This is a genomic window from Nostoc sp. (assembly GCF_036919615.1).
Taxonomy (GTDB): Bacteria; Cyanobacteriota; Cyanobacteriia; order Cyanobacteriales; family Nostocaceae; genus Nostoc.
The window spans coordinates 1-17,228 of sequence record NZ_JBALCN010000084.1 but is presented as its reverse complement, the minus strand read 5'-3'; the positions used below and the strand labels follow the sequence as shown (position 1 = coordinate 17,228).

General features: G+C 41.4%; 16 protein-coding genes and 2 pseudogenes. 8 read left to right on the top strand and 10 right to left on the bottom strand.

Annotation, left to right across the window (positions count from 1 at the left end; translation table 11 throughout):
- Positions 1-256 precede the first annotated feature (256 nt).
- A complete protein-coding gene (locus V7K48_RS23445) occupies positions 257-1,138 on the bottom strand; it encodes an Npun_R2479 family HD domain-containing metalloprotein (RefSeq protein ID WP_335075841.1) in 882 nt (293 codons plus the stop codon).
- Positions 1,139-1,622: 484 nt separating this feature from the next.
- On the opposite strand from V7K48_RS23445, the pseudogene V7K48_RS23440 reads away from it, so the two are divergent.
- The 3 genes and pseudogenes from V7K48_RS23440 (at position 1,623) to V7K48_RS23430 (ending at position 4,714) form a co-directional block, all read left to right on the top strand.
- A pseudogene (locus V7K48_RS23440) lies at positions 1,623-2,057 on the top strand (DUF29 domain-containing protein).
- A gap of 745 nt (positions 2,058-2,802) precedes the next feature.
- On the top strand, positions 2,803-2,967 hold the full coding sequence (locus tag V7K48_RS23435; RefSeq protein ID WP_335075839.1) for a hypothetical protein: 165 nt from the start codon (positions 2,803-2,805) through the stop codon (positions 2,965-2,967).
- 76 nt (positions 2,968-3,043) lie between these two features.
- Positions 3,044-4,714: an MBL fold metallo-hydrolase gene (locus V7K48_RS23430; protein ID WP_335075836.1), complete on the top strand. Its 1,671-nt coding sequence runs from the start codon at positions 3,044-3,046 to the stop codon at positions 4,712-4,714.
- An 88-nt stretch (positions 4,715-4,802) separates the two neighbouring features.
- Here V7K48_RS23430 and V7K48_RS23425 read toward each other — a convergent pair whose 3' ends face one another.
- The 5 genes from V7K48_RS23425 to V7K48_RS23405 form a co-directional block, all read right to left on the bottom strand.
- Positions 4,803-5,114: a DUF6679 family protein gene (locus V7K48_RS23425; protein WP_086765716.1), complete on the bottom strand. Its 312-nt coding sequence runs from the start codon at positions 5,112-5,114 to the stop codon at positions 4,803-4,805.
- Positions 5,115-5,747: 633 nt separating this feature from the next.
- A complete protein-coding gene (locus tag V7K48_RS23420; RefSeq protein WP_335075834.1) occupies positions 5,748-5,966 on the bottom strand; it encodes a hypothetical protein in 219 nt (72 codons plus the stop codon).
- A gap of 299 nt (positions 5,967-6,265) precedes the next feature.
- Complete coding sequence (locus V7K48_RS23415) at positions 6,266-7,054, bottom strand: Nif3-like dinuclear metal center hexameric protein (protein WP_335075832.1); 789 nt, start codon at positions 7,052-7,054, stop codon at positions 6,266-6,268.
- 110 nt (positions 7,055-7,164) lie between these two features.
- Entirely contained in the window at positions 7,165-7,578 is a 414-nt protein-coding gene (locus tag V7K48_RS23410; RefSeq protein WP_335075829.1) for a secondary thiamine-phosphate synthase enzyme YjbQ, read from the bottom strand.
- Positions 7,579-7,621: 43 nt separating this feature from the next.
- Entirely contained in the window at positions 7,622-7,846 is a 225-nt protein-coding gene (locus V7K48_RS23405) for a hypothetical protein (protein ID WP_335075827.1), read from the bottom strand.
- Positions 7,847-8,490: 644 nt separating this feature from the next.
- On the opposite strand from V7K48_RS23405, the pseudogene V7K48_RS23400 reads away from it, so the two are divergent.
- Positions 8,491-8,686: pseudogene (locus V7K48_RS23400) on the top strand (transposase); the annotation flags it as partial.
- 96 nt (positions 8,687-8,782) lie between these two features.
- Entirely contained in the window at positions 8,783-10,507 is a 1,725-nt protein-coding gene (locus V7K48_RS23395) for an ABC transporter ATP-binding protein (RefSeq protein WP_335075825.1), read from the top strand.
- 70 nt (positions 10,508-10,577) lie between these two features.
- Here the strand turns inward: V7K48_RS23395 and V7K48_RS23390 are convergent, their stop codons facing one another.
- Positions 10,578-12,035 (bottom strand): protein adenylyltransferase SelO, encoded by a 1,458-nt coding sequence (locus V7K48_RS23390; protein WP_335075823.1) that lies wholly within the window; start codon positions 12,033-12,035, stop codon positions 10,578-10,580.
- 122 nt (positions 12,036-12,157) lie between these two features.
- On the opposite strand from V7K48_RS23390, the gene V7K48_RS23385 reads away from it, so the two are divergent.
- On the top strand, positions 12,158-12,835 hold the full coding sequence (locus V7K48_RS23385) for an SMI1/KNR4 family protein (RefSeq protein WP_335075821.1): 678 nt from the start codon (positions 12,158-12,160) through the stop codon (positions 12,833-12,835).
- Positions 12,836-12,858: 23 nt separating this feature from the next.
- Here the strand turns inward: V7K48_RS23385 and V7K48_RS23380 are convergent, their stop codons facing one another.
- Complete coding sequence (locus V7K48_RS23380; RefSeq protein WP_335075819.1) at positions 12,859-13,317, bottom strand: hypothetical protein; 459 nt, start codon at positions 13,315-13,317, stop codon at positions 12,859-12,861.
- A 409-nt stretch (positions 13,318-13,726) separates the two neighbouring features.
- Complete coding sequence (locus V7K48_RS23375; RefSeq protein ID WP_334973871.1) at positions 13,727-14,302, bottom strand: GNAT family N-acetyltransferase; 576 nt, start codon at positions 14,300-14,302, stop codon at positions 13,727-13,729.
- A gap of 297 nt (positions 14,303-14,599) precedes the next feature.
- Here V7K48_RS23375 and bioB point away from each other — a divergent pair, with 297 nt between their 5' ends.
- Entirely contained in the window at positions 14,600-15,607 is a 1,008-nt protein-coding gene (bioB, locus tag V7K48_RS23370) for a biotin synthase BioB (RefSeq protein WP_335075816.1), read from the top strand.
- Positions 15,608-15,717: 110 nt separating this feature from the next.
- On the opposite strand, the gene petL is transcribed toward bioB, so the two are convergent.
- The gene (gene petL / locus V7K48_RS23365; RefSeq protein ID WP_298908792.1) at positions 15,718-15,813 is read right to left on the bottom strand and encodes a cytochrome b6-f complex subunit PetL; all 96 of its coding nucleotides are present in this window, start codon (positions 15,811-15,813) and stop codon (positions 15,718-15,720) included.
- Between the two features lie 146 nt (positions 15,814-15,959).
- On the opposite strand from petL, the gene aroB reads away from it, so the two are divergent.
- The gene (aroB, locus tag V7K48_RS23360) at positions 15,960-17,051 is read left to right on the top strand and encodes a 3-dehydroquinate synthase (protein ID WP_335075813.1); all 1,092 of its coding nucleotides are present in this window, start codon (positions 15,960-15,962) and stop codon (positions 17,049-17,051) included.
- Positions 17,052-17,228 lie beyond the last annotated feature (177 nt).

The following is a 17,228-nucleotide window of genomic DNA, read 5'->3' as shown; positions in this document are numbered from 1 at the left end:
AAGTTTTTATCTTAATTCATAATTCATCATTAATAATTCTGAACTTCCAACTCTGCCAATTTTGGATTTTGAATTTTCGATAGCGCAGCGTAAAGCCTGCGGCATGGCTTCTCTACGAGAGGCTGCGCCAACGCTTAGAGCGAGTCTGCGTCCCTTGCGCGTCTCTTAGAGAACGTCTTTTGGATTGAAGGAAAAATCTAAAATCTAAAATCTAAAATCTAAAATCTAAAATCTAAAATCCAAAATCGAATAACTCTCAACTCCCAACTCCTAACTTCTCTAAATACCGCTGCTGTTCTTCCAATTGTTTTTCATGTTCCACAACAAACACGTTTGAGTAGAGATTAGCAAGAATTTGTTTTCCTTGTTGTGTCAATGATAGGTAATGCAGTCCCTCTTGAATATAGGGATAGACGCCATTCCAGTAAAACTTAGCGTAGTTATTACGTAAATCAGCAGGGGTTTTATAGCCCAAAACTTTATTTACACCAGTTTCTTCAAACTCGTAAAATAAAGAAGTAATTTTCTTCAGGTAACGCGGGTCGCTTAGTTGACCAATCAAATCAGCAGCCCGGATTAATCCGGCAAAGCACTTTGTATCTTCATGATCTTCTGCCGCAGGCACGGGAAATCGAGTCAATTCAATATTGCTCTTAATTGCCTCAGCATCTATTAACTTGTGACCTCCAAAACGCTCATCAATAAAAAGCTTGGCTCTATCAACATGATATGGCGTCAGACTGGCATCGGAAGCGCCAGGAGTTACAGAAATCATTCTGCCATTTTTACCTGTGGCATATAAGCTTGCTGTTTCTCGGTCTTGTCGGCAAACTCCCTTAACGTAGCCAATATCATGACACACTAAGGAAATGATACAATGCAACCAGTGTTCACTGGAAACACCGCCTTCTCTAATGTGTTTGCCACGTAAGATTTCTTGCCCCACCAGAGTGACAAGGACAGTGTGTTCAACATTGTGATAAAGGGCGTCGCTATTGGCAATATTTTCCAAAGCCATGTTACCAGCCCAAGCGATAATGTCCTGATAATCATTTTTGAAGCAGCCATAGGTGCGACGGTAGCCTTCTCGAATTTCATTTACAAAGGCATCAATTAAAATTTCAGTAGCATTGAACATATCTGGTTACTTTGGTAAATACCAATTATTTATTGATTTGATTGATTAATTTCAAAATCCCATAATCAAGGCCACCCTTGCTGGAATTTAGGGCAATGGAGTTTGCTCCTTTGTAACTCACGTGTAGCTGTACACGCTAGCTTGACCTATATCTGGATTGCATGGTATACCCAGGCTTACGGCAACACAAAAGCTTCAGAAGAATTATGTGTTGCGTATAAATAATTTTTTTAGTATAATAAAATGCATTATTTTTTTATTCTAATTTTGATAAATTTGATAAATCTACATTAGCTTTACTAGTTTTTCATATGTAACTACTGGTTGACGGTGATCTAAATACATCTCTTGTGTGACCTAGAGTGGCTAGATGAGATATTTTTTTTGGATCATAATCTACATAAAATTTTAACCCTTTTTTACAAAGAATTACTTAATAATAAAGTATTTTTAAATACATGTTAAGTAGTAACTGATCTGAGAAATGCCTAACACGCTATACGATCAAGATTTGCAATCATGGATTGAGCAAACCATTCAACAGTTACAGAATCATAAATTTGAGGCGTTGGATATTGAGCATTTGATTGAGGAGCTAGTTGATTTGGCTAAGGCTAAGAAAAATGCGCTCAAAAGTAATCTGACAATTTTGCTGGCGCATTTACTCAAATTACGGAATCAACATGATGTACCCGATAGCATGAAAGTCAACTGGTATAGCTCAATACTTGAACATCATCAGTGAGTTTTGAATAAATTGGCAGATGCTCCTTCTCTAAAAAGTTTTCTGGTAGAGGCGGTGGAAAAAGCCTACCCAGATGCTCACAAGCTAGAGATTAAGGAAGCTAAGTTTGGGGTTCGGATACCCCAGGAAAGTGAGTATGATTTGTCCTTTTTCGATTCAGCAGATTCTAGATGAAGATTTTTCCGAGCTGTAGAGGATTGCGATCGCTGTCATAAGTATGTAAAAATAATTAACTACACAATGTCATTTTGATCAAAGCGAAGCAATTCGCTTGCGGCTGGGATTGCTTCTCTTCTCTACGAGAGGCTCCGCGAACGCTTTACTCGCAATGACTGTAAATGTTTTTGTTTATCTACTTATTAGTTTACGTCTAGATGGATGGACAGGTTGACCGAAAGGTTCTACAATTTGACTGATTGCGGTAAATTTACCTATTGCCCAATCCACATAAGCATAGTAAAGATTTTCCGGTGATTGCGTTTAATTGCGGAAGCACTAAATTAATATAGGAAAGTCTTTAAGTAAGGGGCAGCAAACTAATGGATGTAAAGCTGATTCTAGCTGGATTAACAGTTATATTTACGCTTTCGTGCTTATTTTTTGGCACGAAAAATGGATTCTATGATTCAGATAACTATCACGGAAATGGCTCTGCACATTGAGATCGTCTGTAGACGCTTGGGCGGCTTCCCGTAGGGTGAGTTGGCTAAGAGCGCTCAGAACTTGCAAAGGGAAAATAGACAAGAGCCAAACTCTTTTAACTTGAGGCTTCTCGTTAGCCCACCTTTCCGAACCAGTGCGGGTTCGGTGGAGGCGTCCTCCCCAATCAAAAATCCGTATTCTCAGGGTGTAGGGGCGCACGATAAAACCATTGGTGTCAACTTAACGTTAAAAGCAGTCTAGAACTAGCTTTTAGAGATTGTCTCGAGAAGAAGTCTCCGACTGGGAATGCCTATTCTTAGGCTTTGCCTTCCTTACTCGCGGCAGAGGCGCAATGAACAGCATTTCCAGCTTCTGGCTGGAAACAGGTTTGAAAAGGGTTTTGGCTGAAGTTGACACCAATGACGATAAAACTTACCCCTAAGTCACAAAACCAAAATTTGTGTAATTTTTGGCTTTTGGGATGTGTCCATGATGATGAGGTTTGAGGGGAGGAGAGCATGAGGGATAATCTGTCAGCATCCTCTCGCGTAGATGCTGGGGAAGGGGGTAGTGAATTAGAATGTTTGCCCTATAGTGTCCAGCATGACAATGAGGGCGTGTGTTTATTAGTGAAAATGGGCCCACACCGCATCCTGTTGGACTGTGGTTTGGAGGATATTTCATCACTGGGGAAGGGACTTAGTAAGTCGGGACGTGGAGCTAGTTCGTCCCTACCAGCAGATTTAGTTTTGATTAGTCACGCCCACCCAGATCACGCCAGAGGCTTACTGGCACTGCATGAAGCTTTTCCAAAGTTACCTATCTATGGCAGTGAGGTGACGAGCAAGTTACTGCCGCTGAATTGGCTAGACCAAGACCCTAAGGAAATTTCCCAATTTTGTCATGCCTTGCCATTGCGATCGCCTGTGGAATTCAAAGAGGGTCTGGTGGCAGAATTATTTCCGGCAGGACATCTACCAGGGGCAGTGGCAATTCTGCTTACCTACACCACCCAACAGCGTATTTACAAGCTACTGTATACAGGGGACTTTTTCCTGTCAAACTCCCGGTTGGTAGAAGGTTTGCGTTTAGAGGAACTACGAGGATTAGACTTGGATGTGCTGATCATTGAAGGCAGTTATGGCACATCCCGTCATCCCCATCGCCGCAACCAAGAAAATCAACTAGCAGAGCGAATTAATCGGGCGATCGCTGACCATTGTTCTGTAATCCTTCCCACCCCGGCTTTAGGATTGGGTCAAGAACTATTAATGCTCTTACGGTCTCATCACCACTTCACCGGACGAGATTTAGATATCTGGGTAGATGGTGCTGTCGCCACTGGGTGTGATGCGTACCTAGAACTGCTACCTCACCTTCCCCCATCCGTGCAGAACTTTGCCCGCCATCAACCCTTGTTTTGGGATGAACGGGTACGTCCCCGCGTGCGTCGTTTACAACCAGAACATCGTCCCACTGTGGGCAAGTCACCTTGTATTGTCCTTACAGACTCTACAGATGATTTAGGTAAACACTGCCAACTAGACACAGGCCCTTGGCTGATCCTTCTACCAGAAAAAATTGATATAAAAGTTAACAAAGAATATTTAGCACCCACTACTGTCGAAACCTATCTTTTAGCTCAACATAGTGATGGCCCTGGTACTACGCAGCTAATTCATAATTTGCGACCCCAGCACGTCATTTTTGTCCACGGTTCTCCTGCCTACTTGGCAGACCTGACTAGCTTAGAGGAGTTGCAAAACCGCTACCATGTACATTCCCCGGCGGCTGACACTTTAGTAGAACTGCCTATTGGCGATACATTTTTACAACCGGCAGCACCAGAAACTAACTACGAAGGCGAACTGACAGAGTTAGGAACAGTAATCACAATTACCCTACCCGATGTGATTACTGCTGATCCGCGTTGGCGGCAATTTGCCGATACTGGTTTAATCGAAGCTCGTTGGCAAGGGGAAGAACTAGTATTAAGGGGATTGTCTCAACGAGAACTGCTCAGCCAAAATAGCGATCGCTATACATGGACAGATGTAGACTGTTGCGGTACCTGCCGACATCAAAGGGGGCAGCGGTGTTGGAATCCAGCTTCCCCATTGTATAACTTTAAGGTAACTCTAGAAGGTTACTGTCCTGCTTTTGAAGGTTTATCTAGTCCTGAGTCCTGAGTGCTGAGTTAGGATTTATTACTCAGCACTCGGCGAGAACTTTGAGCAGAGGCTGCCTCTGATCAGAAGTTCGGTGACTCAGCACTGATTATTCTGGATTCGAGTCAGTGTAACGGTTGCGGATGCGTTCAGCTTCAGGACAATCTTCAGTCATCAAAGGTTCCACATTACCGCGTGGTACTGAAGCCAATTTTTGCGTTACAGCACCAATGCTCTCGAGGCGAACCATTTCTTCCCAAGAACAAACTTCGTCCTCTTCTTCTGTTTCATAGCGTAGGGTCACTAAATCTCCCTCTATGTCGATGATGCGGGCGCGTTCAATCCAGCGTTGCTGGTCCCGCAAGAAAACACATACCTCGCGCCCATCGCAACACAGTTGATAAATCTTGCGGTGTAGCATGTATTGTTTCTGCCTTTTTAAACAACGTAGTTAAACCTATCAAAATCTGGGTTCTACCCCATTACATTACACCTTTTAGAGGTTAATTTCACGGTTCAGAATAAGTACGCTTCATGACCCGATCCCAACATTTGCTTGTAGTTGTCACAATATGGGGAAATGTTGAGTCATCAATCGATGCTGGCTGTACCAATGAACTCAATCTCTCTTTGGCTCATTTTAAGGAATGTCTGCTTCATAAAAGTCAAACAATTCGGAATCTGTCCTAACCAGGTTCATATTTGCTGGTGAGTCCTTTTTACTATTATGTAATAAAGAATACTCCAAAACAATCGTTGATTGCGGTTGTTTAACTTGCCTACTTTTACTCATTAGCATTACTGGGAAGTCCGGGGACTTGGCTTTACTTTTACCCATGTGTATCTGATCTTAACTCATTCTCTTGCTGACCTTGATGGTTTTCAACAACAACACTCAAAGAGTTTTGAGTTTTTAAGGTTTTTGGCTGATCATGACTAGGAAAAAGGCAAGCGATTAGGGGTAAAAAACTCCGGAGGCAAAGGAGATGGTGGGCACAGAGGAAAGACCTTAAGAAAATTACTCCTCTGCTACTTTGCTTCTTTTATGGAAGTATCAGCAAGATTTATAGGGTAGGGGAAATTCCATAAGCACATTCAACGAGGACGCTTCTCGTTTAATTTGGCCTGCGCGAACTGCATTGTATAGGGCTGCCAAAGCTGACAAATCCTGTTCCTTCCAGCATTTAGTGGTCAGCACTTGATGGAGTAAACCCTCAGATTCAACACTAAGATATCCAGTTTGGAAGGCAGATTCAACAAGTGTGCGAATCATCTTAATTAGGGCAGAGTAAACAATTTGTGATCTCAAGTGTGGAACATTTTCCTCTGCTACTAATTGATATGGAACATTAATCTTATGTGATTATAATTACACCCAATTAGTGATTTGCATCACAATAATCGGTGACAATATGAGCTTTAGGTGCGTCTATCTATTAGTATATGGTGATAGATAGTTACAAAAGTTTTTACCCCTATTACTGAAAAGACACCTGATTTAACAATATTAAAATTTAAAATATAGAGAAACTTTTAAGTAAATATCCAAAAAATGTAGTGAAACATAAGTAATCAAGCAAAAAACTGGCGGAAATCTTCATCCTTTTGACTTAATTGTACCCAGTTTAGGTTTAAACACTGGAATTTTTGCACCAAGCGATCGCAAGCCGGACGTTCGGTAGCGTAATGTCCGGCATCGATTAAAATTAGACTGCAATCGCGGCTTTCTTGAAACTGATGGAATTTACAATCAGAAGTCAGATAAGCTTGAGCACCAGTTTTGGCAACGGCTGAAATGAAACTAGCCCCTGAACCACCTAAAACGGCAACTTGTGAAATTGTTTGCTGTAAATCAGCAGTTGGGGAAAAAATCAAATTAGGGGTAGCAAGTCGGGTTTGAATAGCTGCGAGTAACTCTTGTAATGTCATAAATGGCTCTAGCAAACCAACACGACCATATCCTAATCCTGCTTGTGTAGGTACTATGGGAGTAACTTCTTTAAGTTCTAAAATCTGAGCCAAAACGTCAGCAGTACCATCCTGCACCTGGTCAAAATTTGTGTGGGCGCTGTAAATACCAATATTATGGGTAAAGGCTAACCGTACCATTTCGGCGATCGCTTCACCAGTGCGTAAAGATTTGGGAGGAGTAAAAATTAAAGGATGATGGGCAAAAATCAGATTAGCATTCAGAGCGATCGCTTCCTGCATTACTGCCAAAGTCGGTGTCAAACATACCAAAACCCGTGCTTTTTCCTGCAACACTCCTGGTTCAATCTGCCAGCCACAATTATCCCAGCTTTCACACCAAGCGGGATTTGCCCATGCTTCAAACCAAGTAATTAAATCAGAAATTTTCATAATTATTACCAGAAAATCAAAATCCCAGAAGATATTTTCTGGAAAATTTTGCAGCAGGGTATTTAAACTCTACAAAGCTACGCTTTAAATAAATGAAAACTGAGAACTCTCTATCCAGAAATATGGACAACCAATTCTCTTAGATGATTGCGCTGGCGGTGTTCCCAAATATAAATTCCCTGCCAAGTTCCCAGCACTAAATGACCTCGATTAATGGGGATATGCTCAGAAGTTTGGGTGAGTGCTGTACGAATGTGTGCCGGCATATCATCGGAGCCTTCTGCATCGTGGATGTATTTTCCCGATTCTGGCACGAGTTTTGCCATAAAGTTAGCTAAATCTACAAGGACATCGGGATCGGCATTTTCTTGAATCACTAAACTAGCTGAAGTGTGGCGCAAAAATAGAGTACAAAGACCAGTTTCTACTCCTGACTCTGCGACTGTAGCTTCAATTTTCGCAGTGATGTTGTAAAAAGATTTGCCAGTGGTGGAGATTTTTAGTAATTTTTGGTAGTGAGTCATTTAAAACAATAATTATTCATGACAGTAAAAGCTAATTAGCGGTTCAATCTGCTTGATTTGGTTGTTGTTCTGCTGTTGGTTGATCATTAGACTGAGTATATCTTCTCCTAAAGAGGCTTAACACCGCATTTACAGATTCTTTGAAAACATTGGGGATGATAGGTGTATTAGGCAGATTGTGAGATAAAGCTATAATGTTGTCTAGGTTCGACTCTAGCAGTTCTAAACTATTTTTAGAATATTTTGTATCATCTTGGTTAATATTCATAATTTTTGTAATTCCGGAATGAAATAAACTGGTATTTGATGTAACCAGGTAGCCACAGTAATTTAGCTGATAAAATTAGTAGCATATTTCAAGGCTAGGGAAATATCGTCTACTTGCTTCTGGTTATTATTATAAGTTTCTCTGAAGTCAGCTAACATCTGTAAATTGTATTCTTGAGGTGTAAATATCAAATAAACTTCTGAAAATTTTAGATGTTTTTTATTTTCTTCGTTTTATTTCTTTATTTATAGATTAGGGCTGACAAAAAACTTCCGTGGCAATAGCATCCAGATTAATAACAGAAAGTTAATGGAAAAGAATCGGATCTTTAACACACTGAAGATACTAAATATAACGTGAGTTCGGGATAAGAAAGGGGGCAAAACAGGTAGGCTGAAAGTGCTAAATTCTCATGCATCTGCTTGCCCCATGTTCACTCTTTTGTGGATGACTTCTGTCAAACCTTTGAAGCACAGTGGGAGCGCCAACTGTTGGGTAATGGGCTGCAAGAAAGCGATCGCACAGTTTGTGTTTGAGCGAGATCATGACGATTATGATCGACTTTCATTAGTCTAGTTAACTACCAGGATAAAGTATAGGTTCAGTGGCAGGCATACTTCCCCGGTTTGGTCAGCTACCATCGCTTTATGTCGTTGAGCGATCGCCTGTTGCTCAGGAAACGCTCGATCATTGAGACCATCATTGACCAGTTCAAGAATATCTCTCAGATTGAGCATTTTCGTCACCGATCGCCTGTTAACTGCAAGTTTAATCGCCTACTGCCACCAACCTCAGAAGCCTGCGATCGCCATCAATCACAATTTGCTTTCTGCCGCCTAATCTTAACCCGAACTCACATTAATTAGTTAACTGTTCAGAAACTCACCAAAAACTGCTAGCGTCAAACAAAGGAGATATCGTTGTGGACCTTCAAGCTTGAAAACGCGTTCTAATTACTGGCAACTACTGCCTTATATCCGACTCCAGTGGAAAACCATCACCAAGGGATTTATTGGCATCTTGGGATACGTACTGGCAACATTAGTGCTGATCAATCTCGCCGGGAAATTGGCAATTCCCTTTGCACAAGGTAATGTAGTGGCGATCGCTCAAATAACTGGCAGTTGTGCCTTAGTCTTTCTTGTCAGAGGCTTGTTTCAGTCTATACAAGATATGTACATGGCGAAAGCTGCTTTGAGAGTTGCTTTTCATCTGCGCCAGCAAGTCTACGCCCATCTTCAAAAGCTAAATCTCAGCTATTTTGAAACGGCAAAAGCAGGTGATTTATCTTACCGTCTCACGGAAGATGTTGATCGGGTTGGCGAAGTAATAAATAAAGTGTTTCACGACTTTATCCCCTGCACTTTGCAGTTGCTAGCAATTCCGATTTATATGATTTACCTGAATTGGCAACTGACATTAGCAACAGTAATAGTTGCACCACTGATGGGTATTTTAGTTGGCTGGTTTGGTGAACGGTTACGCAAATATTCCTTAAAAAGTCAAAATCGTGTGTCGGGTTTATCAGCCATCCTCGCGGAAGTTTTCAACGGTATTCGTTTGGTACAGGCTTTTGCTGCTGAAAATTACGAAATCGCCCGGTTTGGCCATGAAGCAGAACGCAGTCTCAAAGCAAAATACTCAGCCGAACGCCTGAAAGCGATTCAGATTCCGATCATCGGATTTCTGGAAGCCTTAAGTGCGTTATCGTTACTGATTGTGGGAGCGTGGCAAATTTCCCAAGGTAACTTGACAGTGGCGAATTTTTTCAGTTATCTGGCGGCGGCGGCGCTGTTAATTGATCCCATTGGTCACACTACTAACAACTACAACGAATTTAAGCAGGGTGAAGCATCTGTTGACCGCGTTTTTGAATTGATGGCAATTCAACCGACGGTGATCGAAAAGATCAATGCGATCGCTCTCCCCCCAGTCAACGGCAAAGTAGAATATCGTCATATTTCCTTTGCCTATAAACTAGGTGAATCGGTACTAAAAGATATCAGTTTATTAGTATCACCAGGTGAAGCGATCGCTCTTATGGGTGCTTCTGGTGCTGGTAAAACCACATTTGTGAATCTCCTACCGCGTTTTTACGACCCCGAAGTTGGTCAAATATTGATTGACGGTGTTGATATTCGGGATGTGAAGTTGCATAGTCTGCGGCGACAAATTGGGATTGTTCCTCAAGAAACCATCATGTTTTCGGGAACAATTGCCCAAAATATTGCCTTTGGACAAGATGTTTTTGACATAAAAGCAGTTAAAGAGGCGGCGAAAATTGCTAATGCCCATCAGTTTATTAGCAAACTGCCAGAGGGTTATCAGACTTGGGTGGGTGAACGTGGGGTAAACTTATCAGGTGGACAAAGACAAAGAATTGCGATCGCTCGTGCTGTTCTGCTCAATCCCCAAATCTTGATTCTTGATGAGGCGACATCAGCCTTAGATTCCGAATCAGAAGCACTGGTACAGGAAGCGCTGGAAAGATTGATGGAAAAACGGACAGTGTTTATTATTGCTCACCGTTTATCAACAGTTAGACGGTGCGATCGCATTTTAGTTTTTGAACAGGGACAAATTGTCGAATCGGGAACCCATGAAGAATTATTAGCCCTAGAGCGGCGCTATGCGCGGTCTTATGCCCAGCAGTTTAGTTAGCCTGAAGAAGAGGCAGGGGGAGAAACAAATTCTTTGTTTTGTACCCAGTCCCCTTGCTTCTTTAATATGTCTATTTCCTAGACTGAATTGTCTTGACTAACTCATAAAAAGGTTGCCAATTATCTTCCTGAGCAATTGCTTCCCAAATAGATTCAATCACAGGTCTTAATAATACCGTTTGCGGATTATGAACTGTTAGAGTTTGGGCAATTACATCAATGCGATCGCATTCCATATCATTCAAAATTTTATGGTACAGTATGCACCAATCATCAAAAATTCCTGACGCACCCGGTACTGGGACAATATCTGAACTATTCATCACAAAACCTGGTTCATCTCGCCATTTAGATGAAAAAGTACGAGCCATCTTATAAAAGAATTGGTGATAACCAACTTGGCTCTCTTTCAAGAATTCAATCGTTAGATTCAAAAGTTCCTCAGCTTCTGAATGCGGCAAATCCTCAAAACCCAACTTTTTCAACATCAAAGAACTGTATTCAGCTTCATAATATTCACCAAACCTAGCTAATCCGGCTTCCATTTCACCTTTATCAATAATCGCCTTTAAAGGTTCTTGAAGCATTTGTAGATTCAGCTGGCAAATACTTGGTTGATTACCGTAACAGTAGCGTCCAGAATAGTCAAAATATGCAGCTATAAAGTAGGGATTATAGCTAGGGATAAACGCGTAAGGCCCATAATCAAAACTTTCTCCGGTAATTGACATATTGTCAGTATTCAGGACTCCATGACAAAAGCCAGCCGCCATCCACTGCGCTGCTAGTTCTGCAACCCGTTTCACTAATTCGGCGTAAAATAGAGCATATTTATCTTGTTCAGCACTTAAGTGTTGATAATACTGCTCAATTACGTGGTCTAACAGCTTTTTAGTTAAATCTGGACGCTGGAAATAGTGCAGTCGCTCAAAAGTGCCAAACCGAATATGAGAACTGCTCATCCTAACCATCACAGATGAACGGGTAGGCGAAGGTTCATCGCCTCGCCAGAGGGGTAAACCTGTTTCAATCATGCTCAGACAGCGTGAGGTACGTACACCCAAGTAGTGCAGTGCTTCCGCAGCCAGAACTTCCCGCATCCCACCTTTGAGTGTGAGCATACCATCGCCACCTCGAGAGTAGGGCGTTCTCCCAGAACCTTTCGTACCAAAATCGTACAATTCGCCATCATTGGCGCGTACTTGCCCATAGAGAAAGCCTCTACCATCACCCAACTGTCCGTTATACTCACCAAATTGATAGCCGTGGTAACGAAGTGCTAACAAGGGTTTGCGGCCCTGAAATTTGCCAAAGGCTGTGATAAAATCTTCGTCTTTGACTACTTGGGGGTCTAGACCGAAACGGGGTAATAGTTCATCGTTACGCCAACGCAGGAGGTGTTGGGGAAATTCCGCCGCTGCAACCTCATCGTAGTAGTCACCGCCTAGAGATTCTAAGGCGCTTTCGTAGTTGAGGGTGAGAAAAGGATTGCTAGAATTCTTGTAGTTTGGAGTTTCAGCCAGAGTCATTACGAGCAAAGCTTAATTCATTCTTCCCTTAATACTACCTCTGGCTTCAGCATCAGCATAAACGCAAAAAGCGACCCATATCTAAAATATGGCAGCGCCACCATCAAAATCTGGAGCGCATAATGAATAAAGTTTTGCAATTAAAGAAAAAGTTAACTCAATTAGCTATTTTAGACGCTACATTTGAGGTTTTTGGCTCAGAGTCACACCAATATCAATTTAAACCTTGCTTGAGTAACAAAGATATTCAAGTGTTTGAATCCAGATACAATATTACACTACCAAGTGAATATCGAAACTTTCTCTTAGAAGTTGGTAATGGTGGTGTCGGGCCAGGATATGGCTTATCCGGACTATTGGGAATTGAAAATGAAGATGTCATCCCAGAAAAATTATACCAAGAAAACTACGAAATTCTCTCTAAACCATTTCTTTTAACAGAAGCTTGGAATGATTTAGATTTGATTGTCAAGAATAATACAGGTTTTGTTGCCAACAATGATGCTTACTTTGATGATAAATTAATTCAGGGCACTCTCACCATTACAAATTATGGTTGTGGAATTTATGCGATGTTAGTCATTACTGGGGAGCAGTCAGGAAAAATCTGGATAGATGATCGTACTAATGATAATGGGATATATCCTGCTTCTTTGACTTTTTGTCATGCTTTCCATGACACCAACCCTGATGATTTTTATCAAGATAGTGATGAAGAGCAGTCTTTGAGTTTTTATGATTGGTATGAAGACTGGCTTAACCGAAGTTTAGATCAAATCCGCCAGTCTTCCGAAACTTAACCTTAATTAAATCAAACTAATTTTTATTTTGTAACTGGTTGTGATGTTGGTGGCGTAACTGCTGTTGGATTTGATGTTGGTTGTGATGCCTGTGAAGATAGAATTTTTTTCACTTGCAGGTTATAAGTTTGCAAAATTGATTGAACCTGTTTCTGTTGAGCTTGATTCAGATCCAAAGATGTTAACACTGTTCTGACTCTCTGACGAGATTGCAGTGCTGCCTTAAATTTAGTATCTTGGGACGAGTTTAATAGAGCCTCAATATCCTTATCTCTTTGCTGGCGAGCCACTTGAATTTGTAGGCGCTGTTGATTTGTGAGTTTAATTTTTTGGTGTGATGCAGGATTAGTCTGAGTTTTTAAGGCTGGTGTAGTAGTGGAAGTTGTTGGAACTGGTGTTGCCAAGACAACTCCGTGTAAGATGGTAGCAAAAGCGAAAATAGTAGAAAAGACAGATAAACGCTTTATAGAATTAATAGACATTTTGAAAAACTCCTCAATCATTTAATAACATTGGACACATCGGCTAAAGCGAATATTGATAACTGAGCCGGATAGTGAACAAATATTACTATTGCATTTGCTTGTGGAGTTGTTGTGTATTTATTATGGATTTACCATGAATTTATAAATGTTGCTAATTGATGTCTCAAATTTGTTAATTAGCTGTGTATAAATAAATATAATACTCAGATCCCCGACTTTTTTCAGAAGTTGGGGATCTGGACACTGCGATTTTCCTAAATCAGATATGATTGCTAGATGATTATTTTAAGTTGTTGCAAAAATTCTAGTTGATTATTTCAAATAACAGTTTATGTTTGCATAAAGCTCTAATCTCTGCACTCATAAATTCAGATGAATATATTTATTTTATTAGAAAAATAGCTGGTTAAAATTTAGGTGTTTGCCAATTAGGATTGATGAGACTTGTCATAATATGATCTTCCCATTGCCCATTAATTAACAAATAGTCTCTAGCATATCCTTCAATGACAAAACCGAGTCTTTTGAGTACATTGCCACTACGCCGATTGTGAGGCATATAATTAGCCATGACTCGGTGAAAATTTAACTCTTGAAATAGATATTGAGTTGCGGCTTTTAGCCCTTCTGTCATGTATCCTTTACCTTGTTTCTTTTCAGCAAGGCTATATCCAACATAGCAAAAATGAGCGGCTCCTCGGACAAAATTACTGAAATTGACTGTTCCAATAATTACATTAGGATTTTTTTTGGTAAAAATAAATAGTTTTAACGATTGCCCATTGAGAAATTCCAGAAAACTATTCTCTATCTGATACAGCCAATATTCTTCAGTGAAAAAACCATCAGCCCAAAGAGGGTAGAATGGTGTGAGATAAGTTCTATTATCAGTAAAATATTTGAGAATTTGGGGTATATCTTCATGAATCGCTGCTCGTAAGAATAGGCGATCGCTTGTAATTAGTGGCAGTTCTGATATCATAAATTACTTAATCGACGGGATCTCTTCCTGAAACATTCTCGCTAATTTTGTAAATTCTCTCATACCTGCGGTTTAGCAGCAGTGAAGTGAGTATTTTTGCTTTTAATCTGCCATCCAACCAAAATCTTGATAAGCTGATGTCTAATATCTAGAGCGGAAGGATTGAGAGCCAATGGGTGATAAAGCTCAGTGCGTGGCATAACTTCGATAAAATCGCTTTGTCCAAACGCTATACCGCAGGAGATTCAACCAAAAGACAGCTCAAGATTCAACCCAGTCTATAAGAAGGATAGTGATGTGGTGGGAATACGCTACGATTGGCAGGAATTAGAGATTCGGGCGATATACAACATGCCATTGCTAGAGCTTATTTATCAAGCTGCTAGCGTGCATCGCCAATATCATGACCCAACAAAAATACAAGTTTGTAAGCTCATATCGATTAAAACGGGAGGTTGTCCAGAAGATTGTAGCTACTGTGCCCAATCTTCCCGCTATAAAACAGAGGTAAAGGCGCAAGCACTTCTAGAAAAGGAAACGGTAGTTAGCATCGCCCAAAAAGCGAAAGAAACTGGTGTTAGTCGCATCTGCATGGGTGCTGCTTGGCGCGAAGTGCGGGATAACTCACAATTTGAGGAAGTTCTGGAAATGGTCAAGGATGTGACCGCAATGGGTTTAGAAGTGTGCTGCACTCTGGGTATGTTGACAGCCAATCAGGCCAGGAAATTGGAAGCAGCGGGACTTTACGCCTACAACCATAACTTAGATACCTCACAGGAATATTACAGCACAATTATTACCACCAGGACATATAGCGATCGCTTGAACACAATTGAAAATGTCCGTCAGACAAATGTTACTGTATGTTCCGGCGGTATCCTTGGTTTGGGTGAAACTGTCGATGACCGGGTTGGGATGTTACAGACTCTGGCAAACTTACATCCACATCCAGAGTCAGTACCAATTAATATTCTTTCACAAGTACCAGGCACACCCTTAGAAAATCAGCCTGATGTTCCCATTTGGGATATTGTGCGGATGATTGCTACAGCTAGAATTTTAATGCCAGCTTCCGATGTGCGTCTTAGTGCCGGTAGGGCTAGACTTTCTCAAGTTGAACAAGCTTTCTGCTTTATGGCAGGAGCTAATTCTATCTTTTCCAGTGACGACAACAAGATGTTGACGGTGACAACTCCCTGTCCAGATTACAATACTGACCGAGAAATGCTAAATTTACTTGGTTTGGGAATGCGTCTGCCTTCTCAAAGACAGGAGAAGGTAGCAAGTCCAGCTGTTGTGGGATAAATAATCTTCTTGTAGGATGGGCGTCTCGCCCGTACTTAGTAAACTGAGGGCAGCGTTCGACTTCGACGTGAGCGCTCAGTCGAACGCTGCCCACCCCACAAGAGTCTTGGTTAAATTATTTTGGCAGTCCGCAGACCGAAGAACAGAGCAACAGCCAAACCAAAGAACAAAGCTAAAAAGCCGATGTAAGCTGCAATTGCAAACATTTATTTTTCTCCACAATACTTCCTAAATCTATTGAATCATTAGTTGTTGGGCATTGGTTATTACCCTTGTCTCCTCATCCCCATCACTCCCTCACTCCCAGATTGCGATAGAATACAGCCCACGAGAGCTTGTTTGGGGTTGGGCAATGACTTCTGTAATTAATGTAAATTTACCAGAGCAGTCTTATGAGATTGCGATCGCACCTTCGAGTTTAGATCAGCTGGGTCAACAGATGGCTAGTCTCAAGTTAGGCAAGAAGGTATTGCTAGTTTCTAATCCGACGATTTTAAAACATTTTGGGGAAAGAGCGATCGCATCCCTGACATCTGCTGGATTTGAAGTTGTTAGCTGCACCTTACCACCTGGTGAACGCTACAAAACCCTTAATTCCATCCAAAAACTCTACGATATCGCCTTGGAAAATCGCTTAGAACGTTCTTCTACGATGGTGGCTTTGGGGGGAGGTGTGATTGGCGATATGACTGGCTTTGCCGCTGCAACTTGGCTGCGCGGCATTAATGTTGTTCAAGTGCCTACCACTCTCTTGGCGATGGTAGATTCAGCAATTGGTGGCAAAACTGGCGTAAATCATCCCCACGGTAAAAACCTGATTGGGTCATTCCATCAACCGCGCTTGGTTTTGATTGACCCAGATATCTTGAAAACTCTTCCTATGCGCGAGTTTCGGGCAGGAATGGCAGAAGTTATTAAGTACGGTGTGATTTGGGATGCCGAATTGTTTGCCCAGTTAGAAGCAAGTAAACGCCTCGACCAACTCCGCTATGTAAAACCGGAATTAATAAACAACATATTAACGTCCTCTTGTCAAGCGAAAGCTGACGTTGTTAGCAAAGATGAAAAAGAAGGCGGATTACGAGCGATTCTCAACTATGGACATACCATCGGTCATGCAGTAGAAAGTTTGACTGGTTATCGTTTAGTGAATCATGGTGAAGCGGTAGCCATTGGCATGGTAGCAGCCGGTCAAATTGCTGTGGATTTGGGACTGTGGCAAAAGGAAGACACGGAACGTCAAAATGCTTTAATTCAAAAAACGGGTTTACCGACTCAGTTTCCAGCTGGGGTGGATATTGAAGAAATTATTCAGGCATTGCAATTAGATAAGAAAGTCAAAGCGGGGAAAGTCCAGTTTGTTTTACCAACGGAGATTGGTGTAGTGACAGTTACCGATGAGGTGCCATCGGATATCATTCGGCAAGTATTGCAGGGAATGTAAAAAGATAAAAGTAAAAAGTAAATCCCCCCAGATAACTTGAGGCGGCATATCGGTCATATCCATCGTCGCTTATCTTGATCGTTACTGCGATCGCAGCACTCTTAGAGGAGTTAAAAACAGGAAAAGGCTTTAGTAGTTATGGTGCAATAGTTGAGTGGTTAAAAGAAGAACACGGAC

Coding starts and splice junctions, on each gene's coding strand:
- V7K48_RS23445 (WP_335075841.1), bottom strand. CDS start 1,138: ATGTTCAATGCTACTGAAATTTTAATTGATGCCTTTGTAAATGAAATT.
- V7K48_RS23430 (WP_335075836.1), top strand. CDS start 3,044: ATGAGGGATAATCTGTCAGCATCCTCTCGCGTAGATGCTGGGGAAGGG.
- V7K48_RS23425 (WP_086765716.1), bottom strand. CDS start 5,114: ATGCTACACCGCAAGATTTATCAACTGTGTTGCGATGGGCGCGAGGTA.
- V7K48_RS23420 (WP_335075834.1), bottom strand. CDS start 5,966: ATGATTCGCACACTTGTTGAATCTGCCTTCCAAACTGGATATCTTAGT.
- V7K48_RS23415 (WP_335075832.1), bottom strand. CDS start 7,054: ATGAAAATTTCTGATTTAATTACTTGGTTTGAAGCATGGGCAAATCCC.
- V7K48_RS23410 (WP_335075829.1), bottom strand. CDS start 7,578: ATGACTCACTACCAAAAATTACTAAAAATCTCCACCACTGGCAAATCT.
- V7K48_RS23405 (WP_335075827.1), bottom strand. CDS start 7,846: ATGAATATTAACCAAGATGATACAAAATATTCTAAAAATAGTTTAGAA.
- V7K48_RS23390 (WP_335075823.1), bottom strand. CDS start 12,035: ATGACTCTGGCTGAAACTCCAAACTACAAGAATTCTAGCAATCCTTTT.
- V7K48_RS23385 (WP_335075821.1), top strand. CDS start 12,158: ATGAATAAAGTTTTGCAATTAAAGAAAAAGTTAACTCAATTAGCTATT.
- V7K48_RS23380 (WP_335075819.1), bottom strand. CDS start 13,317: ATGTCTATTAATTCTATAAAGCGTTTATCTGTCTTTTCTACTATTTTC.
- V7K48_RS23375 (WP_334973871.1), bottom strand. CDS start 14,302: ATGATATCAGAACTGCCACTAATTACAAGCGATCGCCTATTCTTACGA.
- petL (WP_298908792.1), bottom strand. CDS start 15,813: ATGTTTGCAATTGCAGCTTACATCGGCTTTTTAGCTTTGTTCTTTGGT.
- aroB (WP_335075813.1), top strand. CDS start 15,960: ATGACTTCTGTAATTAATGTAAATTTACCAGAGCAGTCTTATGAGATT.